Genomic DNA, 23729 nt, shown 5'->3' with positions numbered 1-23729 from the left:
TAAGCCGGAATGGCTGGCGCGAGGATTGCGTGTCGGCCAAAATACGCACCCGACTGAACCCGATCGAACCGGTCTTTGCCAAGCTCAAACACCTGCTCCGGTCTGCGCTGCCATTGGCGCGCCAGAAGAATGCGCGAACTGTCTCAAAACTCAAGCTATCGAAGCCTTTGCCATCAGCTTCAGTTTCCTTGCTGCGGGAGGCGATTGTCATCAATCACAGCGGTCACGCCATCGATGAACGCTTGACACTCAGCGTGGGTCTTGAAAGTGCCCTTGAACTTCCCGAATAGGAAGACGGTCCGGCCGTGACCCTTTCCGAAAAAGTATTGGCCGACGTGTCCGCCCCTTCGTCTTTGCGCTCAATGCTACCAAGGCTTTGCACTGACTTGAGGTCTGTCTCGGGTAGCTTGATCCGCACATGTGTCTCCGTGATCCATGACCGGCTCCGCCGGGCTGGCGTGTGTAGCAGATCAGCGCTTCGCCGCGTTACCAGCCAACTCCATCGCCAGATCGAGAGCTGCGACTCCAATTTGATCTGAAGAATGAGATTTGCAGCGCCGGTCCATCCAAACAACAATCGCGGAGAAATCGCCGCCGCCAACAATGTCCCTCTCAGCACTCACGTTTAGTCCGCTGACGAAACCCACGACCCAGGATTCAAAGGTCGCCTTTACGACTAAGTTCTTCTTCCTATTCAGCCAAGCGGTACAAGATTGCGAGCCAGCGCCCACGATCGTTGATCCGGCGTTCAGCGACGTTGGCAAGAGTAGCATCATCACAATGGCAAGCGCGCGTTTCATCTCTTCCTCGATCGAAAAGGGCTACTTCCAAGGAGGCTCTATCTGTCGCTTTGCCCGAGCGGCGCAAGCTCAGTTTTGATTTTCTCGATGCGCCTGCGTATGGCGATGGACGCTTCTACGCCCGATCGCTATCTCAGGCTAGAATCCGGCCAGTGAGGAACCTCATCGGCGCGGGATCGACGCAAGCTCTGCCGCACCATGGCGTAGAGCACAAACAGGCCGATGGTGATCGCGACAGCGAGCAGTGGGAAAATGTAGTCATGCAGCGCTCCAAGACTTTGAAATACTAGCAGCCCGTCCAATCGGCGCGGCGCTCCCCGGCCTGAGACCCTAGACCGCCAATGTCCTACTCAACTCGTGGTTCTCATCCAGCATTCCGCTTCAAATGTTTGAGCCCCCGCCGTTGCTGCGAGAGAGCAGCCTTCTCATACCATTCCAAGCTCGACAGATATCTCCTTTGGTTCTGCGCCCTCAATCACCTCCAAAGATCAGAATTAACCTAAGAGCTCGCAGGCGTTCCTGGCGACTCCTCGCTTGAGCCAGATCTTGAACTGCGACATCCATGTCCGTACCTTTGAAGTCTTCCGCAAGAACTGCATCGAAGCCAGCGAAACCAGAACCAGCGGGTTCGTCCCAACGAGATAAGCTATGCCGATAGGCGTTGCGGCTCGATGCTGCTTTGCCGGCGGTTGTTTGCGGCCCGGTACTCCTCTCTGCGTTTGCGCGATTGGCTTCGATTTGTCGCTTTAAGCCAACTTGCCTCCTTGATTTCTCTACTTAGCAGTCGAGCAATCCGCTTCGCGCAAAGTGCACGACCTCAATCCTCGGTTCCGGCTCCTCCACGATGCGATGGTAACCGACCCGGAGGCTACGACGAATCCGTCAACAACGGGGCAATGAACGTGTGGAGGTTTGATCCATCAAACAGATAGGCTGCTATTCCGGCCGCTTGAGCCGCAGCAAGATCGCTCTGCTTGTCGCCGACCATGAAGCTAGCATCGATATTCACCGAATACCGCTCAAGGAGGGCTCTGATCATCCCCGGCTGCGGCTTACGACAGTTGCAGAGGACACGGTAACGCTCAACCAGACCATCCGGGTGATGTGGGCAAAATTCGAATGCATCGATACGGGCACCAACGATAGCAAGTTCACGCGACATCCAGTCGTGCAGATTGCGAACATGCCGCTCCTCATAAAGCCCCCTCGCAATTCCTGATTGGTTGGTCACGACAAATGCAAGGTATCCGGCATCATTGACTGCTTTTACGGCCTGTTGGGCTCCTTCCACCCACCGGATCTTGCCGGGATCGAAAGCATAGCCGTCGTCCTCATTGAGGACGCCATCACGATCGAAAAATACTGCCGGGCGCTTCAAATCTCACTAGCCCAAATTGGAGGGGATACCCGCCGATCTTCCGACAATCACGGCTTCATTTCAACATGTCATGCGACCAGACAATCGTTCACTGCGAGCGCGCCTTTTGCATCCACGTCTTTGCTATTCATGCGTGAATTGGCTTCGTTTTGTCGGTCTTTGTACCGATCAGCGTCGTCCCGCCCCTGGCCTAAGCGCGTAAGAACAAAAGCCGTTTCTGCCGCTATAACGAGCAAGATTGTTGCTGCAGAAAGGACTGGCCTTCATCTGTGATTGGAGCGTCACTGATTCGACTGGGCGCCCCATCGATCGTAGCGCCGGTATCTCGCCTCGCGGACGCGGGGCTTCAGGCATTGCGGCATGTGAAGCCGCTTGTTTTGCGTAGGAAATACCGGCGACAACAGTTCAAACAAACGGCGCGGATGCGCCCAATCACATTGTTCGGTTTAACCCTAACGACCGCCGTCATTTCATCGGCGGCTCGGATGCGCGGACCATCATGGGAGACGATCAGGACTCGCTTTTACGACTCGGGCGGGAGAAGCGCGGCGAGATCGACCCAGAAGACCTCTCGGACAATTTGATAGTCCAGCTCGGCACCATAACCGAGGTCCTCAACCACGCTTGGTATCAACGATCCTCCGGGCAAACCATCAAGGACATCCAGAAGCGCGTTCGCCATCCCGTGCACAAATGGATGGGAGCGGCGCTCGACGGCATTGTCGAACAAACCGACGCGGTGTTCGAGGCCAAGTTCATGTTGCCATGGGCCTTCACCGAGGAGGCCGCGGCCGACAAGCACATCGCGCAGTTACAGCACAACATGTGGGTGATGGCTTCCCGTAGCGCGGTGCTCTCAATCATTACCGGCGGCGGCAAATGGGTCGAGATCAAGATCCACGCCGATCCGCTCTACCAGCATCTCTTGCTCACGGCCGAGAAGATGTTCTGGCGCTGCGTCCAGAGTGGCGAGCCGCCTGTCCTGTGCAACATCGAAACCCCGCGGCCCAAGTTGGAAGCGATCAAGGTCGTCGACATGTCGACCTCCAATCAGTGGGCGGATTTGGCGGCCACCTATCTGCGCACCCGCGAGGCGCATGGCGAGCACGAGATCGCAAGGCCGACCTGAAGAAGCTGATGCCGGAGGATGCCACAACCGGCCACGGCATCAAGGCTAAGCGCTCCAAGTCCGAAGCGATCAGCTTCGAGGCCCAGGTGGAGGCGTCCCATGCACCAATCCAATGAAAGGATCGAGGCAATATAACCCCATGGACGCGAGCGGGGCGCGACGTTCTAGCCACGTTTGGCAAGGTTCCGCCTTTCCCAACTGCTGCGGCTGAGGTAACACAGGCGCAGTGGGGGGTGCGTTTTGGGCCAATCGAAAATCACAGATCGCGTCGAATATCTGGACTGGCTGAGGGCTGTGGCAGTCTTGTTCGTGATGCTCGGGCATGCGAGCCCATCCACAGCTCCAGGAGGGGCTATTGGGGTTAGCGTCTTCTTCGTCATTAGCGGTTATCTGATCTGTAGCATTCTCCTCCGTGAGGGAATGCTGACAATTCCGAACGTGGTGAGGTTTTGGGGTCGTCGAGTTGCGCGGATCTATCCGATGTATGTTGCGCAGATCGCGATCCTCTGGCTTTGGCTCTATCGCGATAATGTTGATAATTTCGCCTCTCAGATACCAGGCCTTCTCACGTTCACCTCGGACTTCGCGGTTTGGTTCGGATATAGCTACGGCGTGCTGTGGAGCCTCGCAGTCGAGTTTTGGTTCTACATTACTTTTCCGGCAGTTCTCTTCATCGCGCGGAAAACCGGCTATCCCGTGTTGTGCTTCCTGATTTTGGTGGTGGCGAGCATCGCGGCTCGGTTAGCTCACAGCGAATCCCTGACGTTTGCATACTATCACCAGTTCCTTGTTGGATCGATTGTCGCTCTTTGGGCCGCCGATCAGAAGCTGCCGAAGTTTGTTGCAAACGATGTTGCATTCAACACGGCCGTTGCGGTTTTAGTGATTTGTCTGGCCATCCCCATCACGGCGCGCAATTTGGGGGGCTACTTCCAGGGGACCTATGCAGCGTTCGCAACCGCAGTGCTGATCTGCTATTGGCTGCAGCGGCCGGCGCGCGCGTCCCTGCCGATCATGCAGGGAATCGGGGCCATTTCGTACTCGGCGTATCTACTGCATCCGATCGTGGTCGACTACATTTGGCAAACCAAGCGGCATCTACCAGACCATCTTCCGACGTTCGTCGCGATCACGCTTGGCACGTCACTAATGACCTACTTCATAATCGAGCGACCGTTCATAGCACTGGCGCACAGGTGCACGCGGTTCAGTAACCGGAGAGAAAAACCGATGATTGTCGAAAGTGCAAAGTCGCCAGTGGCATTTGCGGCGACGTTATCAAGCGACGCTGTTGCGCGTTCCCAATCGGTAACATAGCGGCAGGTCTATGCCAGACGGACGCTGTTAGCGCCCGCAAGCAACGACAGCCGCTCGTCGGGACATGCAGACTTCGTATAGACGCGTTCCCTCACCATAAGAGCGAGCGCATTCGTGAAGCCACATACCACAACTGTCGCCTCCCTCTCGGGCATATGAACCGGAATAGCGGTCCCGGTCATACCGGTCCCGGTCGTGGTAATAGCCCCGGTGCCGGTGTGGCCCTACGTAGACGCCACCCGGACCGACATCAAATTCCACGGCCTTCGCTGTGGTTATCTCGCCCGCACTAAGCGCTGCCAACGCGGCGAATGCTAAACAAAATCGCTTCACGCCATCCTCCTCCACTTGTTATTTTTAAACGATCGTGGAGGTAAACTTGTTCCCGATGGGGCTATGGAAGCGCATTGGGTTGCCCTCCGCACTCTGCACCCCACCGCTGGTGTCGGCAGGGTTCCAGTACTTTCGATTATAAGCGCGCCTCACAGCCCATCGCATCGACCTTCCGCCGTAGATCATCACGCCGTGATCCGCACTTGGGTGTTCGCGCGAACCGCGCGTGATCGAGTACGTCCCTAAATCGCTCGAAACCCCGGGGGCGCCCTCTTAGTTGACGCTCCCCTGGGCATGCTTCCGCAACCGGAGCGGAGCGCAAGGGTGCAGCTTCAGTTATTCGAGTTGGCGTCCAGCTTTGGGCCTGAAGTTGAGCGCTGATGTTAGGCCACCGCATCAAACTCGTAACGAGCAGCAGCACGGATAAAAATTGGCTCACGCGCACCTCCTCAACCAGAACACTGTGGAGATAGCGAGCACGCTCGAGGATTCGGAAATGACCTGGGGGCGGTTTTCCCCATGGCTGTAAAGCGGTGGATTAGCACGTGCGAGTATTTGGCCGGCCCGAATTCGCAGCGAAGCCCAGCCGCTAGCCGGACAATACCCAGATCAGGCCGCCCCCAAGCGACGATGACCGGACAGTCCAGGCACGCTGGCACATCATCGGATGCTGACGAGCAACCTAATGCCGAGGCTGGTCAGTTTCCGTTGCCTGCGGATCGGGATCTCTCCTTAGTCCAAGATCTTGGACCATCTTTGCCGCGACAAATTTTGCGCCGGACGGCGTCAGATGAACGAAATCTGATTGGACGATGTCTCGAAGCTCGGGAGAGGTGCGGGTCAGGCATCCGGTCGGATCACAAAGTACTGCGTGGGGCGAGTAGAAGCGGACACCGAGGTTATTCGATGTTTGCCGCAGCCCGTCTTCAGCTAGCAACGGTCGGAGAAACTGTGCCGTTCTTTCCGGGAGAACTGTCCTGCGCGCCGCATAGTATTCCGCATACAGTCGCGGCAAAGGCTGCTCCCAGATAGGCACCGGACCCACGATGATTGTCCGAATTCCAGCCCGTTGCAGCTCGCGGACGGTTGGTCCGATGATGGGCTCCTGCCAATATAGGTTCCAAATAGCGTGCAAAAGGACTGCGTCTGGTTTCGCGCGCGTGATGCGAGCGAGGATGTCTTTGTTGGCCTCAACACAGTCGGGCGGCAACTCGCCAGCATCGACAAGAACCGGGGGACATGAGTTCAACGTCAATTGAGCGATGCCAGGCCTGAGGCGATCGTCGAGTTGGTAAAGCCCGGCCGCAAGAGCTCCAGCCGTGCTGTCGCCCCAAACCGCAATTAGAGGCTTGCGGTTCTTCTCGATGCAGTTGGGAGATAGTTGAGCGTGGTCGCTGGCGGAGACATGGCACTCACCGTACCGGATGAAGTCACGCCCAGGAAGGACCACCGCTGCTTGACGGATCTCTTGCGGTATTCGGTACGGAAATCCATCAGCCTTGATTACCGCGATCCCTAGAGCCGCGATCGCGCTCATTGCTCCGACCAGTGGTGGGATCGCAAATGGTCTGCGGCGGATCGGTTTTTCAACAAAAAGGAACGTAAGCGTGGCAGCCAGTGTGCTGGCGAGTATGCACATCGCGCGCTCGCGAATACTGAGCGGATGCATGGCGAAAAGCTCAGAAAAAACAAGAATTGGCCAATGCCACAGGTACAAAGGATAGGAGATCAGACCAATGAAAACTGGCGGCCGGGCTGAAAGCACTGTGCTCGCGAATGACCCAGGCGCCGAGATAAACAGCGCGGCCCCCAACACCGGCACAATTGCTGCGGCCCCTGGAAATGGCGTTTTTCCGTTGAACACGACAGCGGCGGCCGCAATCGCCAGAATCCCCAGATTGCCTGCTAATTCGCGGGAAAGGCGCGAACGCATCTGATGTAAGATTTCGGCTCGAAACAGCACGAGGCATGCGCCGGTGCCCAACTCCCAGGCGCGGCTCACGGGCAGGTAAAATGCGGCTGCGGGGTGAGTTCGTGTGAGATAGATGCTTGCGGCAAGAGATATTGCTGAGAGAATGACGATTGCCTTCCTCGCGGACAATCGAGCGGCAGCCAGGGCACCGAGCAGCAGCGGCCAGATGAGATAGAATTGTTCCTCAACGCCGAGCGACCAGAGATGAAGCAGCGGCTTGCTTTTTGCTGCAAGGTCAAAATAGTCGACTTCGGATAGCAGCATCAGATTGGCGGAGAAGAGAGTGCTCGCGAAGACGTTCCGAGCGAGCGATAGAAGCTCGTTCGGCATCATGTGCAACCAGCCGAGGACCAAAACCACTGCGAGGACAAGAATCAGCGCAGGGAAGATTCGACGGACGCGCCGAGCGTAAAACCCGGTTACACTGAAGGTGCCGGTTGATGTCTCCTCAACCAAGATCGCCGTGATCAAAAATCCGGAAATCACGAAAAATACGTCAACTCCAACGAAGCCACCGGGACAGAAGCGTTCGAAGGCGTGGTTTGCGATCACGGTGCCAACCGCAACCGCACGCAGACCGTCCACGTCAGATCGATAACCGATTCCGCCCATAAGCCTGCCTAGTTGCCTTTTGTTCCGCTTTCGTGGGTACCGGGACACGGTCTTAAACACGACAATGCCAGCCCCAGCAACAGCAATAGGCGAAAGTAGCGCGGCGGCATGTTCAAGAGCGAAGTGGCGCTGGCGTCAAGCTTGCACCGGCAGAACCTGAAACCGTAACGGCCGAGAACGCGGGACCGAACTCACAGGATGCGCGACCGGCAGCGGCTGGCGACACACGCCGGGGTGACGACCACGGGCGCGGGAGCGACGAAACTCCCGCGCTCACAGCGAAACAGCGCGCTCGCTATCGTTTCATCGTTTTCTCAGATTTCTTGGCCTTCTTCGCCTTCTTGCAGGGGCCGTTTTTGTTTCTGTTGCTGCCGCTTTCTTTTATGCGGGTCGACGTTCGGCTTCTCTCACGCGTTCGCGGCCGCGAAAGCGATCCTGGACCCCGCGGGAAAGACCTTTCTCCAAACCTTGGCTTACGCCCTTTACGGCTCCCGTAACAATACGGCCAACAGGTAGCGTCACTATCGCTATGGCGGCCTTCGCAGCTACGATGCCGTCTAAGTTAAACAGATAGATGTTACTCGCCGATTGCAGCAAAGTGCCCGACGCCTCACTCTTCGTCGGGCTGCAAGTGATAACCCGCGCCGATATCGGACAGGCCGGCACCGACGATCAGCACGTCGAAATGTTGTTCTTGTGGGGGCGTTCTTCATCGGATCTCCTCCGGAGAGAATTGTCCGATCGCGGCAGCGGCGGGTCAACTGGTCGTAACGGTGCAACCTGTTCGACGCTGCTCCGCCGCGACCGCACCGACTAATATCAAGGACGGGATCAAGAACAGGGGCCCGAAGGCCAGCCCGCTGAAGTTGGCAAGTGCGGCGGCCACCAGGGGCAGCAGCAGCACCATTACCGCCCCGGCGTCGGAACCAGCGAGCGTCGATTTTGAGTGCTGCTGGGCGTTCTTGAGCCACACCGCCACGAATGCGCCGATCATGAGGTCGTAGTCCTGAAGATAGGGCGTGGCGAGGCAGGTCCCGACCACGACCAGGGCGTTGCGAATGTAGGCCGGATCGTTACGCACCCGGCTCCAACCAACGACTAGCGCCGCAGCGATCCCAGCGGCTATCTGGAGCGCGCAGGACAATTCAACGCCGCCTCCCAGACGCAGGACAAATACGAACACCGAAACCATGCGGTGCCAGGCCCCGGAACCATCCTCGAGGATGACTGCGCGCAGCACCGAGAGGTTGTGCTGGTACTCGACCCAAACGGCAGGACCAAAGACCACGACGCTGGCCGCGATCAGCAGGAGGGCGGTGGCGCCGGCAGCACCGGTCACGCGCCAGCGTCGGCTCGCGATCCGCAACAGGCAGCATCATTGCGAGGTGCGGTTTGTAGACGAGCAGCCCAAACAGAATTCCCGCCACAACCGGCCGGCGGTCAACCAGCAGCAGCCCCCCTGCCAGAAGCGCCGCCGTCAATGCCCAGTTTTGTCCGGTCGCCGCGTTGACGAACACCGCTGGCGCCGCGAGCGACAGCAGCAACGCCTTGTCACCGCCAGCAAGCTTCAGCGCACGCGGTAGACGCCGTACCAGGTCGACACGAGCCAAACCATGTGCGCCAGCCATAGGGAAGAAGCGCGAGCGCTACAGTCAGCAGAAGAAGAACTGGCGGATAGGAGTAGTGAAGGAAATCGATCTGAGGCCCGACCACGGAGCTTTCGAACTCATGAAAGGCGACGAAGTTGTAGACCTCGGCCGCCTGGCCATGCAGTGCGAGATAGGCGCCCGACCAACAGTTGATGAAGTCGCCGCCGAACGGGGTGTGAATGCCGTCCGTCAGGCCGACCCGCATTCGACCAAACAGACCGACCAAGTAGGCAATCGCCGCGACCACGATCCAGCATTGTGCGACAAGCCTCAGCGCTCCGGATTGAGAAACTCGGTGGCGGAGGCCTGCGACGGCGGGCCCGGACTTCCTGCCGGCTCATCCACAGATGTCATGGGTTTGCCTGGGCGCTCACAAATTCGGATCGAACATGTAACAAGGTCATTCGAAACTCGTTAACAATCCACAATCTTCGGGGAACGATCGAGCGTGTAGGTCATCCAACTGCAATAAAGGCCCTGGATTGCTCCAGGGCCTGATCTCAGTACCGATAATGGTCCGAATTGTACGAACCTTCCTGCTTCCCGCCGATGTAGTCGGCCTGGTCCTTGCGCAGCTCGGTGAGCTTGACGCCGATCTTGGCGAGGTGCAGCCGGGCCATTCTCCACGAGCTCGCACGCGCATGGAGCGGCTTTGCCGGGAGCCCGAGCCCGGCATGATGCGCGCGTTGCCGAACGCCGCCCCCCTGCAAAATAACCTGTGCACGAACGCTGCGCGTGAACAGAACGGGGCGAACTGGAACGCGCGAGCTACCGCGCGTGATGGCTGTGCAAGAACAGGGACTCGCGTCCGCATTCGGGTGCGCCCTTCCCGGGTAAGAGCTTCGCTCCGGCTGCAACAGTCTTGCCGCCGACGATGGCACGCGACAACTCGGTAGGAACCGCCCACTCCTGCCATCCGCAAAAGGCGAGGCCGGTGCCGAACAGTGTCATGTCGAGGGTCTTTTCGCAGATGCTGACGTGCTTTTCGGTCCAGAAACGACGGAATCCATCGGCGATCGCAGCGTGGCATCAGCGATCGGGGCTTCGTCCCTCTTTGGGTTTGCAGCAAGGAATTCTTCAACACGGCGTTTCAGATCGTAGAATTCGTCGATTTCCGAATTCGAACCGTCCGCGCCCAACACCTCGATCTTCAGTTCGATTGCGCTCAGCAGCGTCGCTGCAGTGAGCTGCGCTTGGACCTGGTTGGTCAGGACTGTTCGAATGATAACTGTCCGATGAGGTAGTCCGACGTGGCCCTCAAATCGCGCGGTGTCGGCTTCCTAGCGCAATAGGAGCGAGCCGTCTTCTCTTAAAGCCGGCGAGCCATCTTCCCTGGAGGATAGCCCCAACACCGTTCGCCAAACCCCTCGCCAATAGCGATTCCCTTGAACCCTACACCTTGAGAACGGCCAGGGTGCGTTTCGCCGCCAGAATGGCGAGCTGGTGCAATTTCTTTTCGGGCGGCTTTTCTTCGTCACCTTCCATCTTCGATCTCAGTGACGGGTTTACATGCTATCGTCAGCCCGACCCGATCAATCGAGATAATGGAGTGCGCAGCCTAGCCCGGGCCGAAGATCAAATAGAGGATGATGACGCCCACGAGCCCGGTCCAGGCAATTGATGTGGCGACATTACGTATCTGCATTGGCGTCGACGCCCTCAAGAAATGGCCTCTTGATCCTGGCTTAAAAAATGTCCGGATGAATCTCTTCCCGGCTCGGACATCATCAAAGACCGAATTCGGCACCCTGTGAAGTCATAAGCTTTGCGAAGATCGACGGAACAATTCTGATGTTGCGAGAGCGACACACTTGATCATGCAGTATCGTTCAAAATGGGCTCTGTTGTATGTCCAACCAGGATCGGTGGGAGATCTCAAGATCCTGATTCGACGGGACATCACCAGCCATGGCTGCCGCCACTGGTTTAGTACCCCGTTCGCGATCGCAGCCGCTGCCTCTTTGGCAGCCTGTTCATCCATTGCCGACCCCCGCAGCATGCACAAACAGGCTCCCCGAATCTATCTGCCCCAACTGTGATCAACTCTCTCAAGACCGCAGCAGCCCAGGCCAAGCTTCAACCAGCGCTCGAAATATCGGTACCAATCCCAGCGCCCCCGAACTCATCCATCCCGTGGATCGTCTGCCTGCGAAGCGGAGCTACGGAGCAGACAAAACGCTGGGGTTACAGCGTTTTCTTCAAAGACAATGAGCTGAATAACTTCGGATATTCAGCGACTTCGAGCGTTGCGGGTCGCAGACCTTCCGTCCGCTTTAAACAACACCTTGCGCGATGCTGCTCGTGAATGCTGGCGATGATCTAGAATGAAATGACGTTGCGGTGAAATGGTACGAGCCCATCTGACGCCCGAGAACTTGCTCCGCCGGCGCGACAAATGCGATGAGGCAATGGTACGGCTCGCTTGTTGGCTTAATCTCAGAAGCTCCGCTCGCCAAAAGCACGGCCAAACTCTAACTCATCTGCTCGGCGAACCGGCCTGGCGCGCTCAAGAACCGATCTGGCTGGCCTGACGCGGGCGCACTTCGATCAGGTGACCGGTCCGTCCGGCATTAAGAATGTCGGACGGTGTCGTTCAACTGATTTGGGTATCCGCCTGGACAATAGCGTTCAAATGCCTGGTCCGCGATCACGGCGCTCATTGCAACCGCACGCAGACCATCCACCTCAGCTCGACACCTGATGCTCATTAATCCCCCGGTTGCCTTGGTTCCATCGCCGCGGTGACGTCACAGACGCCCAATTTGTCGATATATCAAATTGGATCGTGGGAACTGCCATGACCGCGACCTACTTCGATCGCAGCGCTTCCGCGAGCTCCTCGTTATCACATCACAGCGTCAGCTCGACTTTGTGGCTGCACTTGAGGTCCTTAGAAGGGACCAAAGGACTGTGCGCGCTGTTGCTTGCGTACCCACACTCCCGAATCATCGCCGGATTCGGCGAATCCTGTCCCAGGATGGCGTGTAGGACAACATCTCAGTCACCGTTTTCGTTGGCCGATGCTGGTGGAGCCCGCGCCACCAGCGGCTGGTTGGTTAGAAGAGACCTTTGTTGCATGAGGCGTTAAAGTTGGCTCGCGGTTCATCTGTTGCAACGCCCCGCTAACCCATTGAAAATTCGTGTAATTTTTTTTTGCAATCGGACCGCCTTAGAGGACAAGACATCATTAGAAAAGTGCGATAGGCAGCAGCGTCAATCGCAAGCTGGGTTGCCTGGAAACCACAATGAATGCTCAAGGATCCAAACCACAAGTCGCCTTGATCACCGGCGTCACCGGCCAGGACGGCGCCTATCTCGCCGAATATCTGCTGTCGCTCGGCTATGTCGTGCACGGCATCAAGCGGCGTTCGTCCTCGTTCAACACCGCGCGGGTCGATCATCTCTACCAGGACCCTCATGTCGGCAACGTGCCGTTCCTGATGCACTACGGCGACATGACGGACTCGAGCAATCTGATCCGCCTGGTGCAGCAGATCCGGCCGACCGAGATCTACAATCTCGCCGCCCAGAGCCACGTCGCCGTCAGCTTCGAGAGCCCGGAATACACGGCCAATGCCGACGGCATCGGCGTACTCCGCCTGCTGGAAGCGATCCGCATCCTCGGCATGGAGAAGGAGACGCGGTTCTACCAGGCGTCGACTTCGGAGCTCTACGGCCTCGTCCAGGAGATCCCGCAAAAGGAGACGACGCCGTTCTATCCGCGCTCGCCCTACGGCGTGGCAAAACTCTACGGCTACTGGATCACGGTGAACTACCGCGAAGCCTATGGCATGTTCGCGAGCAACGGCATCCTGTTCAATCACGAGAGCCCGATCCGCGGCGAGACGTTTGTGACCCGCAAGATCACGCGCGCCGTCGCCCGTATCGAGGTCGGGCTGGAGGAGACGCTCTATCTCGGCAATCTCGAAGCCAAGCGCGACTGGGGCCACGCGCGCGACTACGTCGAGGGCATGCACAAGATCATGCAAGCCGACAAGCCCGACGATTTCGTGCTCGCCACCGGCGAGATGCACTCGGTGCGCGAGACGGTTGAGCTATCGTTCGCCCAGCTCGGCCGCCGCATCGCATGGCGCGGGGCAGGCGTCGAAGAGACCGGCGTCGATATCAAGACGGGCAAGACGGTGGTGAAGATCGATCCGACCTATTTCCGCCCCACCGAGGTCGATCTCCTCGTCGGCGACGCCAGCAAGGCGCGCGAGGTGCTCGGCTGGACGCCAAAGCGGAGCTTTGCAGAGCTCGTCGCGGAGATGATGGCGAGCGATCTGGCGGTAGCAAAACGGGACGCGACGAGTGGCAAACGCTCCGTTTGAGCTGACAGGCAAAAGTGTCTACGTAGCAGGCCATCGCGGCATGGTCGGCAGCGCGCTTGCGCGCCGGCTCGAACGGGAGGACGTCAGGCTCGTCACCGTGGACCGGGGCGAGGTTGATCTGTGCAACCAGGCCGCAGTGTTCGACTGGTTCGCGAGGACGCGACCGCAGGTGATCTTCCTCGCCGCGGCAAAGGTCGGCGGCATCGTCGCCAACAATACGCTGCGCGCCGAGTTCATCTACGACAACATCGCGATCGCGGCGAACGTGATCCAGGCCGCGCATCGGAACGGCGCCGAGAAGCTGATGTTCTTGGGGTCGTCCTGCATCTACCCGAAGCTGGCGGCGCAGCCGTTGCGCGAAGATTGCGTGCTGACCGGCCCGCTCGAGCCGACCAACGAGCCCTATGCAATTGCAAAAATCGCCGGCATCAAGATGGCCGAGGCCTATCGCAGCCAGTATGGCAGCGACTTCATCAGCGTGATGCCGACCAATCTCTACGGCCCCGGCGACAATTATCATTCCGAAATGAGCCACGTCGTCGCGGCCCTGATCCGCCGCTTCCACGAGGCGAAGGTTGCGGGCGCGAAGAACGTCGTCGTCTGGGGCACCGGCACGCCGCGGCGTGAGTTCCTTTATGTCGACGACATGGCGGATGCCTGCGTGCACCTGATGAAGACCTATTCGAGCGCAGAGCTGGTCAACATCGGCACCGGCGAGGACGTCACCATCGCCGAGTTCGCGCGGGTCGTCGCCGAAACCGTCGGTTACGACGGCGAGATCAGTTTCGACAGCTCGCGGCCCGACGGCACGCCGCGTAAGCTGCTTGACGTCAGCCGGCTCGAAGGGCTCGGCTGGCGCGCGACGACCTTGCTGGAGCTTGGAATTCGGCGCGCCTACTCGGCGTACCTGACGGAGCATGCCAACACCTTTTCAGAGCCGCAGATTTGAGTGGCGAAGATCAATCGACACATGGACAAGCCCGCAACGCTGATCATCGCAGCACAATTCTATCCGCCAGATACGAGCACGACAGCGGTCTATGTCGGCCGGATCGCCGACGCCCTTGCGATAGATCACCAAGTGGTCGTCGTTTCCGCCACGCCCGGTTCAAGCCGCTCAAACGCTCCCGGCAAACCGACCGTCGTCGAAGTCGGCACCTGGAATCCGCCCAAGTCCGCACTAGTGCGACGCGCCGTAGCCATCTGTCTGCTGGCGGCCCGGATGTTCTTTTCCGTTCTCAGGCGCGCAAGGCCGGAAGATCTCGTCTTCTGTGTCACGACACCTTTCACTTTGCCCTATACCGTACTCTTGGCAGCGAAACTGAGAGGTGCGGCCACGATGCTCCTGATCTACGACCTCTATCCTGAGGCACTCGAGGCGGCCGGCATGGTGCAGTCCAACTCGCTTACGGTCCGTCTGATTCGATTCGCCAACACCCTTATGTTTAAGCGCCTAGACGCCATCGTCGTGATTGGACGCGATGCTGCTCCGCTCATCCAGAAGTATCGAGGTGTCGATTCCGGCAAGCTTCACTACATTCCCAACTGGGCGCTGGTTCCAATCGGATATCGGGAGATCGCTCACGCCAGTCGATTCCGCCGACCCGATCCGTCACGATTCATCGTTGGCCTTTCGGGCAATCTCGGCTTCACCCACGATCCTGCGACGGTCTTCGAGGCGGCCAGGCTGCTGCGGGAAGACAAGGACATCCACTTCATCCTCTCGGGATGGGGCGTTGGCTGGAAGGACCTGAACGATCTGTTCGCGAAGGACAGACTCGAGAACATCACGATGCTGAAACCAGTCGCTGAGGATGAGCTCGTTGAGTTCCTGTCCGCCGCCGATCTCTGGATCATTCCGTATCGTCGCAACGTGGCTGGCGTTTCCATACCGAGTCGCCTCTACAACATCCTCGCCGTTGGGCGGCCAGTGATTGTAGCCTCTGCGGTAGATTCGGAGGGAGCTCTGGTGCTCAACGAAGAGGCAATCGGATGGGTCGTTCCGCCAGAAAATCCGGCCGAGCTTGCCCGCATCATCCGCGAAGCCGCTAGAGATCGCCAGGCCACGATATACAAGGGCATTCGTGCGGCCACTGTTGCCGAGAAATATTACGAAGATGTCGCGCTCGACCGGTACCGCTGGGTCGTCAATGGCATCAGGCAGGCGTGAATTGATCGACATCGCGCATCGCAAGACCGCAATGCGGCCCTCAGATCCTGGCCGAAAAGCGAAGTTGGCGATCAGCCGGTTAGGGCGAAACTCTGACCGATCCTATTTGACACGCCGCGAGAGTAAAGAGCCGGCTGCCGCAGCGCGCTTGATGGCATCCGCAAACTCTTCGGCGAACTTGGCAACGCGCCGTTCGACCGAGGATCCCAACTGCCTTACGACGAAGGGCTCATCTCTCGACATAGCTTCGGCGAGGCATCCGGCGAGAGCCGCGGCATCGTCGACGCTGAAGTACACAGCCGAGCCACCAGTCTGTTCGCGGTGTACGTCCAGATCCGATACGATCATGGGTACATCAAAGGACTTCGCTTCTTCCACGGTCGTACTCCAGCCTTCAAACCGTGACGGGTTGATCAGTGCCCGGCATGCCCGGAGTAGCGCGTAGACGTGCGCGAGAGGAATCATCCCCAAGTAACGAAAGTTTTCCTTGAGCCCGCGCTCCTCAACCTGTCGCATGATGCCGTTGAAGGATCTGGGCGGTTCATCGGGCCCACCTGATACCGCAACTACAATCTTTATACCCCGCTCAGCCAAAATCGCCAGTGCATCGAGCACCAATTGGTGGTTCTTGTGTCGCCAGAACTGATTCGGCAGATAGAAGTATCGCTCAGGCAAGCCATAAAGGCTGATAATCTCGCGAGGATTCACTGCAAGAAGGTCGTTAGTCGGGTAACTGGCGAACTTGACGACCGAGAACTGATTTGTCGCGCCCGGATAAAAGCGCCTGCAGTCCTTCAATGCACTTTCGCTACTCAGAACGATCGCTCGTCGTGCGGCAAGCTGAGCACGAAATCCAAGCTCACGACGCCAATGGGCCGTCACGGAAAACAGCTGAGGCAGGCTTTTGTGCTGCAGATCCGGAAACCAGGCGACGGTCGGCAGTGGAAGGCGCCAACCGAAAAACCGAGCATGCTCGAACACGACGTCAATTCTCTCCGCATCGAAAGCAGCAGCGGCCGCGTGGTCTATTCCGGCAACGAGCGCACTAGTCAACCCGGAATGATCGCGTTCGAACGCCTTATGCTTTACGACTTCGACACTTGGAATCCGCAGAAAACTAGCCAGATCTTGGTCATCGTCCGAAAGGCCCGCAAATGTTACTGGCTCGAGTTCGCCGGGCTGATATCTGTGAAGAGCCGCAAACAGGTTTTTGAGATAGTTGAACCCCCCTGCATGCAACCGGCGGGGAATGAATGTGAAGCCGACACGGAGGGGCGGCCGAGTCAAGGAAATTGCCCCTTGAACCAAGTGACGTACTCGGCAATGCCCGTCCGAACGGCAATTTCCCATTCAAAGGATAATGCGTTCAGCCGACTGGCATCTGCCACCAGGCATAGAGGATCGCCGGGCCGTGCTACACCTGAAAACTCCACTGGAATATTTAAGCCCCAAGCATGCGTGACGTACTGAGCTATATCGGCAACGGACGTTCCAATGCCCGAGCCTCCATTGATGATTTCGACTGCTTGATCCGGCGGATTGCACCCAACGCGCGCTAACAACTTCGCCACATCACGGACCTCTGTCCAATCGCGCTGTTCTCTCCCGGTACCCCCGAGTGTAAGCGCGCCAGCCCCGTCGCGCAAACGCATGCAAATATCCCAAAGCAACTGCTTGCGCAAATTGGCACCGTAGACCGAAAAGAGCCGCACGACTGTGCTTTGCAAGCCGAACGTGGTGGCATAGCTACGACTGAGCTGCTCGACTATGAGTTTATGCTGACCATAGGGAGATACGGGCTCGGTCGTTGCGCTTTCAGAAATGCGCTCCACAAGCGCGGAGCCATAGACGGCCGCACTAGACACTACCACGACGTGACACTCCGGCGCATTTGTACGCAGCCACTCCAGAAGACGAGCCGCGGTTGCTACCGTGCGCGAAAAATCTTCGTAGGGCTGCGCGATGGACACTCCGACGGAGGATCCGCCGGCCAAATGGAAGACAACGTTTGGTAACCCCGCTCGCACTGCCAAGGCGTTGAGATTGGCAGACTCGATTTCACCATTCAACCAATCGCGCATTCCGAGATAGTGCTTGTCGGGCTCTGCAATCGCCCCATGGCCAAGGCCATGTACAGCGAGTCCTCGCTCGGCCAGTTCGCGCGTCAGATACCTTCCAATAAAACCGTTGGCACCGGTGATCCAAATGGTCATAACAATATCTCACCCCCGTCTTAGTACCTGGCTCGACAAAGGCATGACCAACTAGAAGGAGCGAATGCAATCGATAACTATTTCCTGCTGTTCGCTCGTCATCTCGGCATACATCGGGAGCGAGAGAATACTGTTTTGATCATGGTATGCATTCGGAAACTCACGCACGCTATGATCGAACCGCTTGTAAGCCTGAAGAAATGGCAGTGCGGTCGGATAATTGATCGCAGTTTGCACCCCGCTGGAACTGAGATGAGCGGCTAGCGCATCGCGTCGCGGATGACGGATCGTGTAGAGATGATAGACGTGGCTGCGGCCGAGTGCGACCTGCGGCACCTCCACACCTTCTATCTGATTGAGGCTGGCATCGTAGATCGCAGCCGCATGTTGCCGGGCTTTGGTCCAGGCAGCGAGATGCGGCAGCTTCGCGGAAAGAATTGCTGCCTGCAACCCATCGAGCCGACTGTTGATGCCCTCGATGTTGTGCTGATGTTTGATGAGGCCGCCGTGGCGCGCCACCATAGTCATGTGCTCTGCAAGTTCAGCATCGTTGGTGACGACAGCGCCAGCATCGCCCATAGCGCCGAGATTCTTGCCGGGATAGAACGAGTAGGTCGCGGCCGCGCCGAACGTTCCGACCATCCGGTCCTTGTAGCAGGCCAGATGCGCCTGGGCGCAGTCCTCAACGACCCAGAGTCCATGCTTGCGCGCGATTGCCATGATCGCGTCCATGTCCGCCGGCTGGCCGTAGAGATGCACCGGAATGATTCCGACGGTCCGCGGCGTGATCGCGGCTTCGATCGCCGCCGGGTCGATCGTGAAGGTCACGCCGTCGGTATCGCAGAACACGACTTGGGCGCCAGTATGAGTAATCATCGCCGACGTCGATATCCAGGAATGCGCGGTCGTGATGACCTCATCACCCGACTTGACCTTGAGCCCTGCCATCGCGAGGTAGAGTGCGTCAGTGCCGTTCGCACAGGATACACAGTGCTTGACCCTCGCCGCAGCCGCAAACTGTCGCTCGAAGGAATCGACATAGGGTCCCCGGATGAAGGCGCTATCGCGGATGACCGCAGCAATGGCGCCATCGATCTCATCCTTGATCGACTGATACTGGAGCCCGAGATCCGCGTAAGGTACCGGCATGAATGCTATTCCCTAGATCTTGCCCTTGAGGCGGCGGGCGGGATTTCCGGCGTAGCTGCCGGGCTCGGTGATGTCGTTCGTTACGACGGAACCTGCTCCGATCACGACGTCGTCGGCGATGGACACCGGCATGATAGTGGCATTCGAGCCGATCGAAACGCGATTGCCGATCTTCGTCGCGCGCCACAATTCACGGCGCCCGCGTGCCGGCCCACCGGTGGAAAACGTATCGTTGATGAACATCACGCCGTGTCCGACGAAACAATCCTGGCCGATCGACACCAGTTCGCAGATGAAGGCATGCGACTGCACACGGGTTCGCGGGCCGACGGTTACCCCGGTCTGTATCTCGGTGAACGGGCCGACGAAGCAGTCGTCCGCGATCTCGCAGCCGTAGAGATTGCAGGGCTCAACCAGTTTGACGCGCTCACCGAACTTAACGTCGCGCACGGCAACCTGGTGCATCTGAGGCTTGCCGCTCACGAGATCACACCGAGCTTGCTCCGCCGCGGCTCGAAACGAAGCGCGACTTCCTGTCCGGTCTCTATCGACTCGTAGAGGGCGGAGATCAATTCGAGACTCTTCCGGCCCTGCAGACCATCGACCAGAGCAGCGCTCTGATGTAACAGGCAGTCGACGACGTGCTGATAATAGGCCTGGTGGCCGAAGCCGTAGACGTTGGGCGGATTGACCGAGAACTTCTCGACGACGACCTTGTCGCTCGGCAACTCGTCGACGAAATTCCAGTGCCTGATCTGGTTGACCGCGAACCCCGCGATCTCGACCGTGCCCTTCTCACCAAGGATCGAAAGAGAGCCTTCGAGATCCTTTGGGCGAACCGCCGTGGTCGCCTCGATGATCCCGAGCGCGCCGTTGCGGAATTTCAGTGTCGCGACCGCAGTGTCTTCAGTCTCGACCTTCACCAAGGCGGTAGCTGCGCGGGCATGAACGCTCACGACGTCCCCGAAAAACCATTCCAGCATATCGATGTGGTGGCTGGCCTGATTGGTCAGCACGCCGCCGTCATAGGCCCAGGTGCCGCGCCACGCATCCTGATCGTAATAGCTCTGGTCTCGACACCAGCGCACTCGCACAGTGCCGAGGACGAGCCGGCCAAACCTACCGGCGTCCAGCGCCTCTCGCGCCTTGACGACCGGAACGTTGAAGCGGTTCTGCTTGACGACAAACAGCTTTACGCCGGCTTCGTCGCAGGCGCGGATCATGTCGTCGGCATCCTGCAACCGAAGCGCCATCGGCTTTTCGACGACGACGTGCTTGCCGGCGCGCGAACAGGCAATGGCGTGCTCCGGGTGCATGCCGCTCGGCGTCAGGACCGCGACGGCATCCATGTCGGTGCGTGCGAGAAACTCGTTCAAATCGTCGTAGGCCGGGACTGCAAACTTCGTGGCGACAGCGTCGGCGCGAGCCTTAACCACATCGCAGACCGCAACGAGGCGCGCGCCCTCAATTTGACCACTCCCCAACAGCTCCGAGTGACGCTTGGCGATACGCCCGCATCCGAGCAGGCCAAACCTGATCATTCAGCGATCCCTTCCGTTGCGCCCGGTGGTCGAACGTAGGTCGTCTATATTCGAGATACCCCTTTTAAATCAAGTCCTAGGCCTAAAAAGCTGATCCATCTCGTTCCCTGCATTCCGTCAACCCAAACGAATCAGAGCTCAAACTTAGCTTTGCCAGACAGCTATTTCGGAATCCCTAAATCCGACTGCGGACCGCATCATTTCTGTGCGTTTAGGCAGCAAAACTGATCATGGGGCGCGGCCGAGGTACGCTCCTCGGAGTCTCCGTCGCTCACCCAGTGCGCCCGGAAGATCCTCAGTTCCTAAGCGTAGCGCCTCCTTCTTGTGCTCCAACCACAAATCCAGGTCGGGATAGCCATGGGATCCCACTAGTGACGCTTGACGGTCAACACACGGACGGCCCGAAATTGCTAATCCAGGCGCTCCAGCATGTTGACGGCGTTGTGCTTGCGCGGGCCGTCGGCGACCGCACCTGGGACCAGTGGCTTCATGGACTCTTTTCTCGACTTCAACAGCTCGTTTGACCGGGGTTGGTCAACACCGCCACGCTGCAGCACTCACAGACCGTCGACAGCGCGCAGCGTCCCTCTGGGAGGACAAGCAAGGTTGAGCGCCTACTTATAGGCGACAAATGTGTACAGTCGCCCTGGCCGATTGTCGAAACGGGTAGCAACCGACAAAGCTAGTTCAATTAGCATAGGTGGAGTCAGAGCCCGCAATATTGAAGCAATAGGAAGCCTGCGCGAGCATCTTGTGATGACCTCTTCGCGAATGCGATCGATCGTGTAAGGGTAGAGATTGATGGGGTTCTTGAGCGGCAAAAGCACCTCAGTAGAGCGGAATTTCGCGTGCCTGAGCGCGGCCAGATATCGATCCAACCGAAACGCATGTTCTCCCCCATATAGATGGTGCAGTGGATGCAGCGCAAGAAACCGAGGCAGGTCCGCATCCTTGGTGATCACGTGTTCTCTTGCAGCTATAAGCAAGCCATCTGGCTTGAGCACTCGATACATCTCGCTGCATGCGTTCTCAAGGTCACGAGTGTGGTGAAGCACAGCGCGCGCGAAAACCACATCAAAAGTTGCTTCGGCGAAGGGTAGCTGCTCCGAGAATTGTTCCACGACGTCAATGCCGAGCCGGCTTTCCGCCACGAGATGGCGGATCGCGCCAGCCCCAACAATTGCGCTCGGGTCAGGCTCGAGCGCAGTAACTTCGAATCCACCGCGAGCCAAGGCATAGCTCGCTATTCCTCGGCCCGCGCCAACATCCAGCGCCCTGCCCGACCTGTTGGACAAGAGGCGTGATATCTCTTCCCATTCGGAGGAATGGAAGTACCTCTCGGCTGCTGCGATGAGCGGATCGTCATAGAAGGCGTCCAAGACGAGCTGCCGTTGCTCCGGTTGTTTGCGGAGCCAGCACACGGCGTCTTCCCAGGTGCCTTTTAATGCAGCATTCATGAGTGCGAGACCATAGCCAATTTCACTCCACTAGCTCCTGGAAGCGATCCCATTGTCTCGTCTTGCTGTACAGACTCTTCACCATGTGGTGCCCAGCCTGCGCGATCGACGATGCCCAAGATGGATCGGCCAGCAGCCGATTAACCAGCGTTGAGATCTCACCGGGGGCGGAATAGGTCACCATCGTTTCTCCATCAACGAACCCTTCCGGGTAGTTGCCGGCGTCCGTCAGCAGGACCGAACCGCAACCAGTTGCTTCAAAGCAACGCATATTTCCCCGGTCGGCTCCAGCCATATCGACCGCCCCGTTCAGGACTATTTTCGCGCTCGCGAATGCCGAGTACATTTCTCGCCCGTAGAGCGGTTTCATAGCCCGCTCTGCGACTTGACGCGGGTACGCGAACTTGCTCAGCAAAGGAACAAACGGCAACGCATTCGCAACACGCGTCAGTCGCCCCTGCTCGAGATGGAAGCGCGACTTTACGCCCTGAAGGCCAGCCGCCATACTCAATATCGCCGATCTCGCGATGTGATGGCGCGAAAAACCTCCAGCGAATATCAAATCCAGTGGTTTGGTCGTCTCACCCGCATATTCGCTCATTGAAGGATCATATGCAGGCGCGAAATACGCTACTCGACATCCCTTTCTCTCCCAATCCTGCAGTATCGAGGGAAAATTGCAGACGACAAGGTCGTATTCGCTCAAATCTACGTTGCCCGAAGGTGCTGCACGCCAGCATATCGTGTGCCTGACACAGCCCGGCAGCCTTTTTACGAAATCGGACCCATATAGCATTGGATCGAGATTGTAGAAGACTTCGGCATTGTGGTGCTCGATCTGGGCAAGGAGTATTTTCGTCAAATCGCTCGTTTGGAGACCCTGCTCTAGCGCCCAGGCTGTCTGCAATCGCTCATCATCGCCGTTTGTATAGAACGCACGTGCGTCGTCCTCCAGTACGGGAGACAGAATATGCAAGGCGGCGAATCGAGTGCCCAGGAAGTCCAGAATCTGCTGGCGGAACGTGTTGCGACGCAGCCTGGTGCGGTAGCTTCGAAATCCGCGCGAGAGCCCGTTGTTCTGGAAAATCCTCATTGCGATAGTTCGGCCCTGGCACCGTTACTCAGGATCCGAATCACCCGAGCCGGATTTCCCGCAACGAGAGCATTAGGCGGAACATCTCGCGTCACAACGGAACACGCAGCAACAACAGCACCTTCCCCGATAGTCACCCCCTTCAATATCGTGACATTGAATCCTACCCACGCCCTATCGGCGATTACTACTGGCGCGCTAGGGACGTGAGACCAGTCCTTTCGATTGCGCGACCATTCGCGCACGTCGTTCCGACGCAGATTCCACTCAAGGCTGTGCGAATCGTGGTCAACGATCGTTGCGCCCCAAGATACGAGGACGTCATTTCCAATGGAAATTTGCTGAAAGCAAATGACGGTGGATAGGCCAACATATGTCCGATCACCGATTAGAACGTCGCCCCCCCGGCTTTCAAAAATGATATTCGCGTGGACAATAGAGCTTTCGCCAATTCTCAGTCGATTGCCCTGAACACGACGAAGCCGGCGCCAAACCAACGAGGTTCCGCTTCCGACGGAAACCGCCCCTGACCTCCATGCCTTCCACCCCATTAAGACATCAAGAATGCGTATGGGCAATGTGGTC

General features: G+C 58.1%; 18 protein-coding genes and 3 pseudogenes. 7 read left to right on the top strand and 14 right to left on the bottom strand.

The features are described 5' to 3' along the window. Positions 1 to 29: 29 nt before the first annotated feature. Entirely contained in the window at positions 30 to 290 is a 261-nt protein-coding gene (locus RX329_RS14705) for a hypothetical protein (protein ID WP_317246056.1), read from the top strand. A 180-nt stretch (positions 291 to 470) separates the two neighbouring features. Here the strand turns inward: RX329_RS14705 and RX329_RS14700 are convergent, their stop codons facing one another. Together RX329_RS14700 and RX329_RS14695 are read right to left on the bottom strand one after the other, a co-directional pair. Further along, on the bottom strand, positions 471 to 800 hold the full coding sequence (locus tag RX329_RS14700; protein WP_317246055.1) for a hypothetical protein: 330 nt from the start codon (positions 798 to 800) through the stop codon (positions 471 to 473). A gap of 868 nt (positions 801 to 1668) precedes the next feature. Beyond that, positions 1669 to 2178 (bottom strand): HAD family hydrolase, encoded by a 510-nt coding sequence (locus tag RX329_RS14695; RefSeq protein WP_317246054.1) that lies wholly within the window; start codon positions 2176 to 2178, stop codon positions 1669 to 1671. 436 nt (positions 2179 to 2614) lie between these two features. Between RX329_RS14695 and RX329_RS14690 the strand changes: the two are divergent. Both RX329_RS14690 and RX329_RS14685 read left to right on the top strand, forming a co-directional pair. Then, positions 2615 to 3423: pseudogene (locus RX329_RS14690) on the top strand (YqaJ viral recombinase family protein). Between the two features lie 196 nt (positions 3424 to 3619). Further along, positions 3620 to 4624: an acyltransferase gene (locus RX329_RS14685; RefSeq protein WP_317246414.1), complete on the top strand. Its 1005-nt coding sequence runs from the start codon at positions 3620 to 3622 to the stop codon at positions 4622 to 4624. A gap of 1015 nt (positions 4625 to 5639) precedes the next feature. Here RX329_RS14685 and RX329_RS14680 read toward each other — a convergent pair. The 3 genes and pseudogenes from RX329_RS14680 to RX329_RS41935 all read right to left on the bottom strand — a co-directional run. Further along, positions 5640 to 7514 carry an acyltransferase family protein gene (locus RX329_RS14680; RefSeq protein WP_317246053.1) on the bottom strand — a complete coding sequence of 625 codons (1875 nt, stop codon included), beginning with the start codon at positions 7512 to 7514 and terminating at the stop codon, positions 5640 to 5642. Between the two features lie 784 nt (positions 7515 to 8298). Further along, complete coding sequence (locus tag RX329_RS14675) at positions 8299 to 8907, bottom strand: glycosyltransferase 87 family protein (RefSeq protein WP_317246052.1); 609 nt, start codon at positions 8905 to 8907, stop codon at positions 8299 to 8301. Positions 8908 to 8965: 58 nt separating this feature from the next. Further along, positions 8966 to 9169, bottom strand: a pseudogene (locus RX329_RS41935) (DUF2029 domain-containing protein); the annotation flags it as partial. A 55-nt stretch (positions 9170 to 9224) separates the two neighbouring features. Here RX329_RS41935 and RX329_RS14670 point away from each other — a divergent pair. Then, positions 9225 to 9608 carry a hypothetical protein gene (locus RX329_RS14670; protein WP_317246051.1) on the top strand — a complete coding sequence of 128 codons (384 nt, stop codon included), beginning with the start codon at positions 9225 to 9227 and terminating at the stop codon, positions 9606 to 9608. An 82-nt stretch (positions 9609 to 9690) separates the two neighbouring features. On the opposite strand, the pseudogene RX329_RS14665 reads toward RX329_RS14670, so the two are convergent. After that, positions 9691 to 9813 (bottom strand): annotated as a pseudogene (locus RX329_RS14665) (adenosylhomocysteinase); the annotation flags it as partial. A 2622-nt stretch (positions 9814 to 12435) separates the two neighbouring features. Here RX329_RS14665 and gmd point away from each other — a divergent pair. The 3 genes from gmd to RX329_RS14650 are packed head-to-tail and all read left to right on the top strand — an operon-like array spanning position 12436 to position 15691. Next, positions 12436 to 13521, top strand: a complete 1086-nt coding sequence (gmd, locus tag RX329_RS14660) for a GDP-mannose 4,6-dehydratase (RefSeq protein ID WP_317246050.1) — start codon at positions 12436 to 12438, stop codon at positions 13519 to 13521. Next, positions 13502 to 14470, top strand: a complete 969-nt coding sequence (locus tag RX329_RS14655; RefSeq protein WP_317246049.1) for a GDP-L-fucose synthase — start codon at positions 13502 to 13504, stop codon at positions 14468 to 14470. Before gmd ends, RX329_RS14655 begins: the two co-directional genes overlap by 20 nt. Next, positions 14471 to 15691, top strand: a complete 1221-nt coding sequence (locus RX329_RS14650) for a glycosyltransferase family 4 protein (RefSeq protein WP_317246048.1) — start codon at positions 14471 to 14473, stop codon at positions 15689 to 15691. Between the two features lie 102 nt (positions 15692 to 15793). Here RX329_RS14650 and RX329_RS14645 read toward each other — a convergent pair whose 3' ends face one another. From RX329_RS14645 to RX329_RS14610, 8 genes are all read right to left on the bottom strand, one after another. Further along, a complete protein-coding gene (locus RX329_RS14645) occupies positions 15794 to 16978 on the bottom strand; it encodes a glycosyltransferase family 1 protein (RefSeq protein ID WP_317246047.1) in 1185 nt (394 codons plus the stop codon). Next, positions 16975 to 17904: an NAD(P)-dependent oxidoreductase gene (locus tag RX329_RS14640; RefSeq protein ID WP_317246046.1), complete on the bottom strand. Its 930-nt coding sequence runs from the start codon at positions 17902 to 17904 to the stop codon at positions 16975 to 16977. The genes RX329_RS14645 and RX329_RS14640 overlap by 4 nt, the downstream gene beginning before the upstream one ends. A gap of 51 nt (positions 17905 to 17955) precedes the next feature. Beyond that, positions 17956 to 19053: a DegT/DnrJ/EryC1/StrS family aminotransferase gene (locus tag RX329_RS14635; RefSeq protein WP_247441512.1), complete on the bottom strand. Its 1098-nt coding sequence runs from the start codon at positions 19051 to 19053 to the stop codon at positions 17956 to 17958. 12 nt (positions 19054 to 19065) lie between these two features. Beyond that, positions 19066 to 19518 (bottom strand): acyltransferase, encoded by a 453-nt coding sequence (locus RX329_RS14630; RefSeq protein WP_317246413.1) that lies wholly within the window; start codon positions 19516 to 19518, stop codon positions 19066 to 19068. A gap of 14 nt (positions 19519 to 19532) precedes the next feature. Then, positions 19533 to 20594: a Gfo/Idh/MocA family protein gene (locus RX329_RS14625; protein ID WP_247441511.1), complete on the bottom strand. Its 1062-nt coding sequence runs from the start codon at positions 20592 to 20594 to the stop codon at positions 19533 to 19535. A gap of 614 nt (positions 20595 to 21208) precedes the next feature. Continuing rightward, positions 21209 to 22051 carry a class I SAM-dependent methyltransferase gene (locus tag RX329_RS14620; protein ID WP_247441509.1) on the bottom strand — a complete coding sequence of 281 codons (843 nt, stop codon included), beginning with the start codon at positions 22049 to 22051 and terminating at the stop codon, positions 21209 to 21211. 22 nt (positions 22052 to 22073) lie between these two features. Then, positions 22074 to 23144, bottom strand: coding sequence for a glycosyltransferase (locus RX329_RS14615; protein ID WP_247441507.1), 1071 nt, complete (start codon positions 23142 to 23144; stop codon positions 22074 to 22076). Beyond that, complete coding sequence (locus tag RX329_RS14610) at positions 23141 to 23695, bottom strand: acyltransferase (RefSeq protein WP_317246412.1); 555 nt, start codon at positions 23693 to 23695, stop codon at positions 23141 to 23143. Before RX329_RS14610 ends, RX329_RS14615 begins: the two co-directional genes overlap by 4 nt. Positions 23696 to 23729: the final 34 nt, after the last annotated feature.

The sequence above is a fragment of the Bradyrhizobium sp. BWC-3-1 genome (assembly GCF_032917965.1).
In the GTDB taxonomy this organism is placed as follows: Bacteria; Pseudomonadota; Alphaproteobacteria; order Rhizobiales; family Xanthobacteraceae; genus Bradyrhizobium; species Bradyrhizobium canariense_D.
The sequence above is the reverse complement of the archived record's forward strand: the minus strand, read 5'-3'. Positions and strand labels throughout refer to the sequence as shown.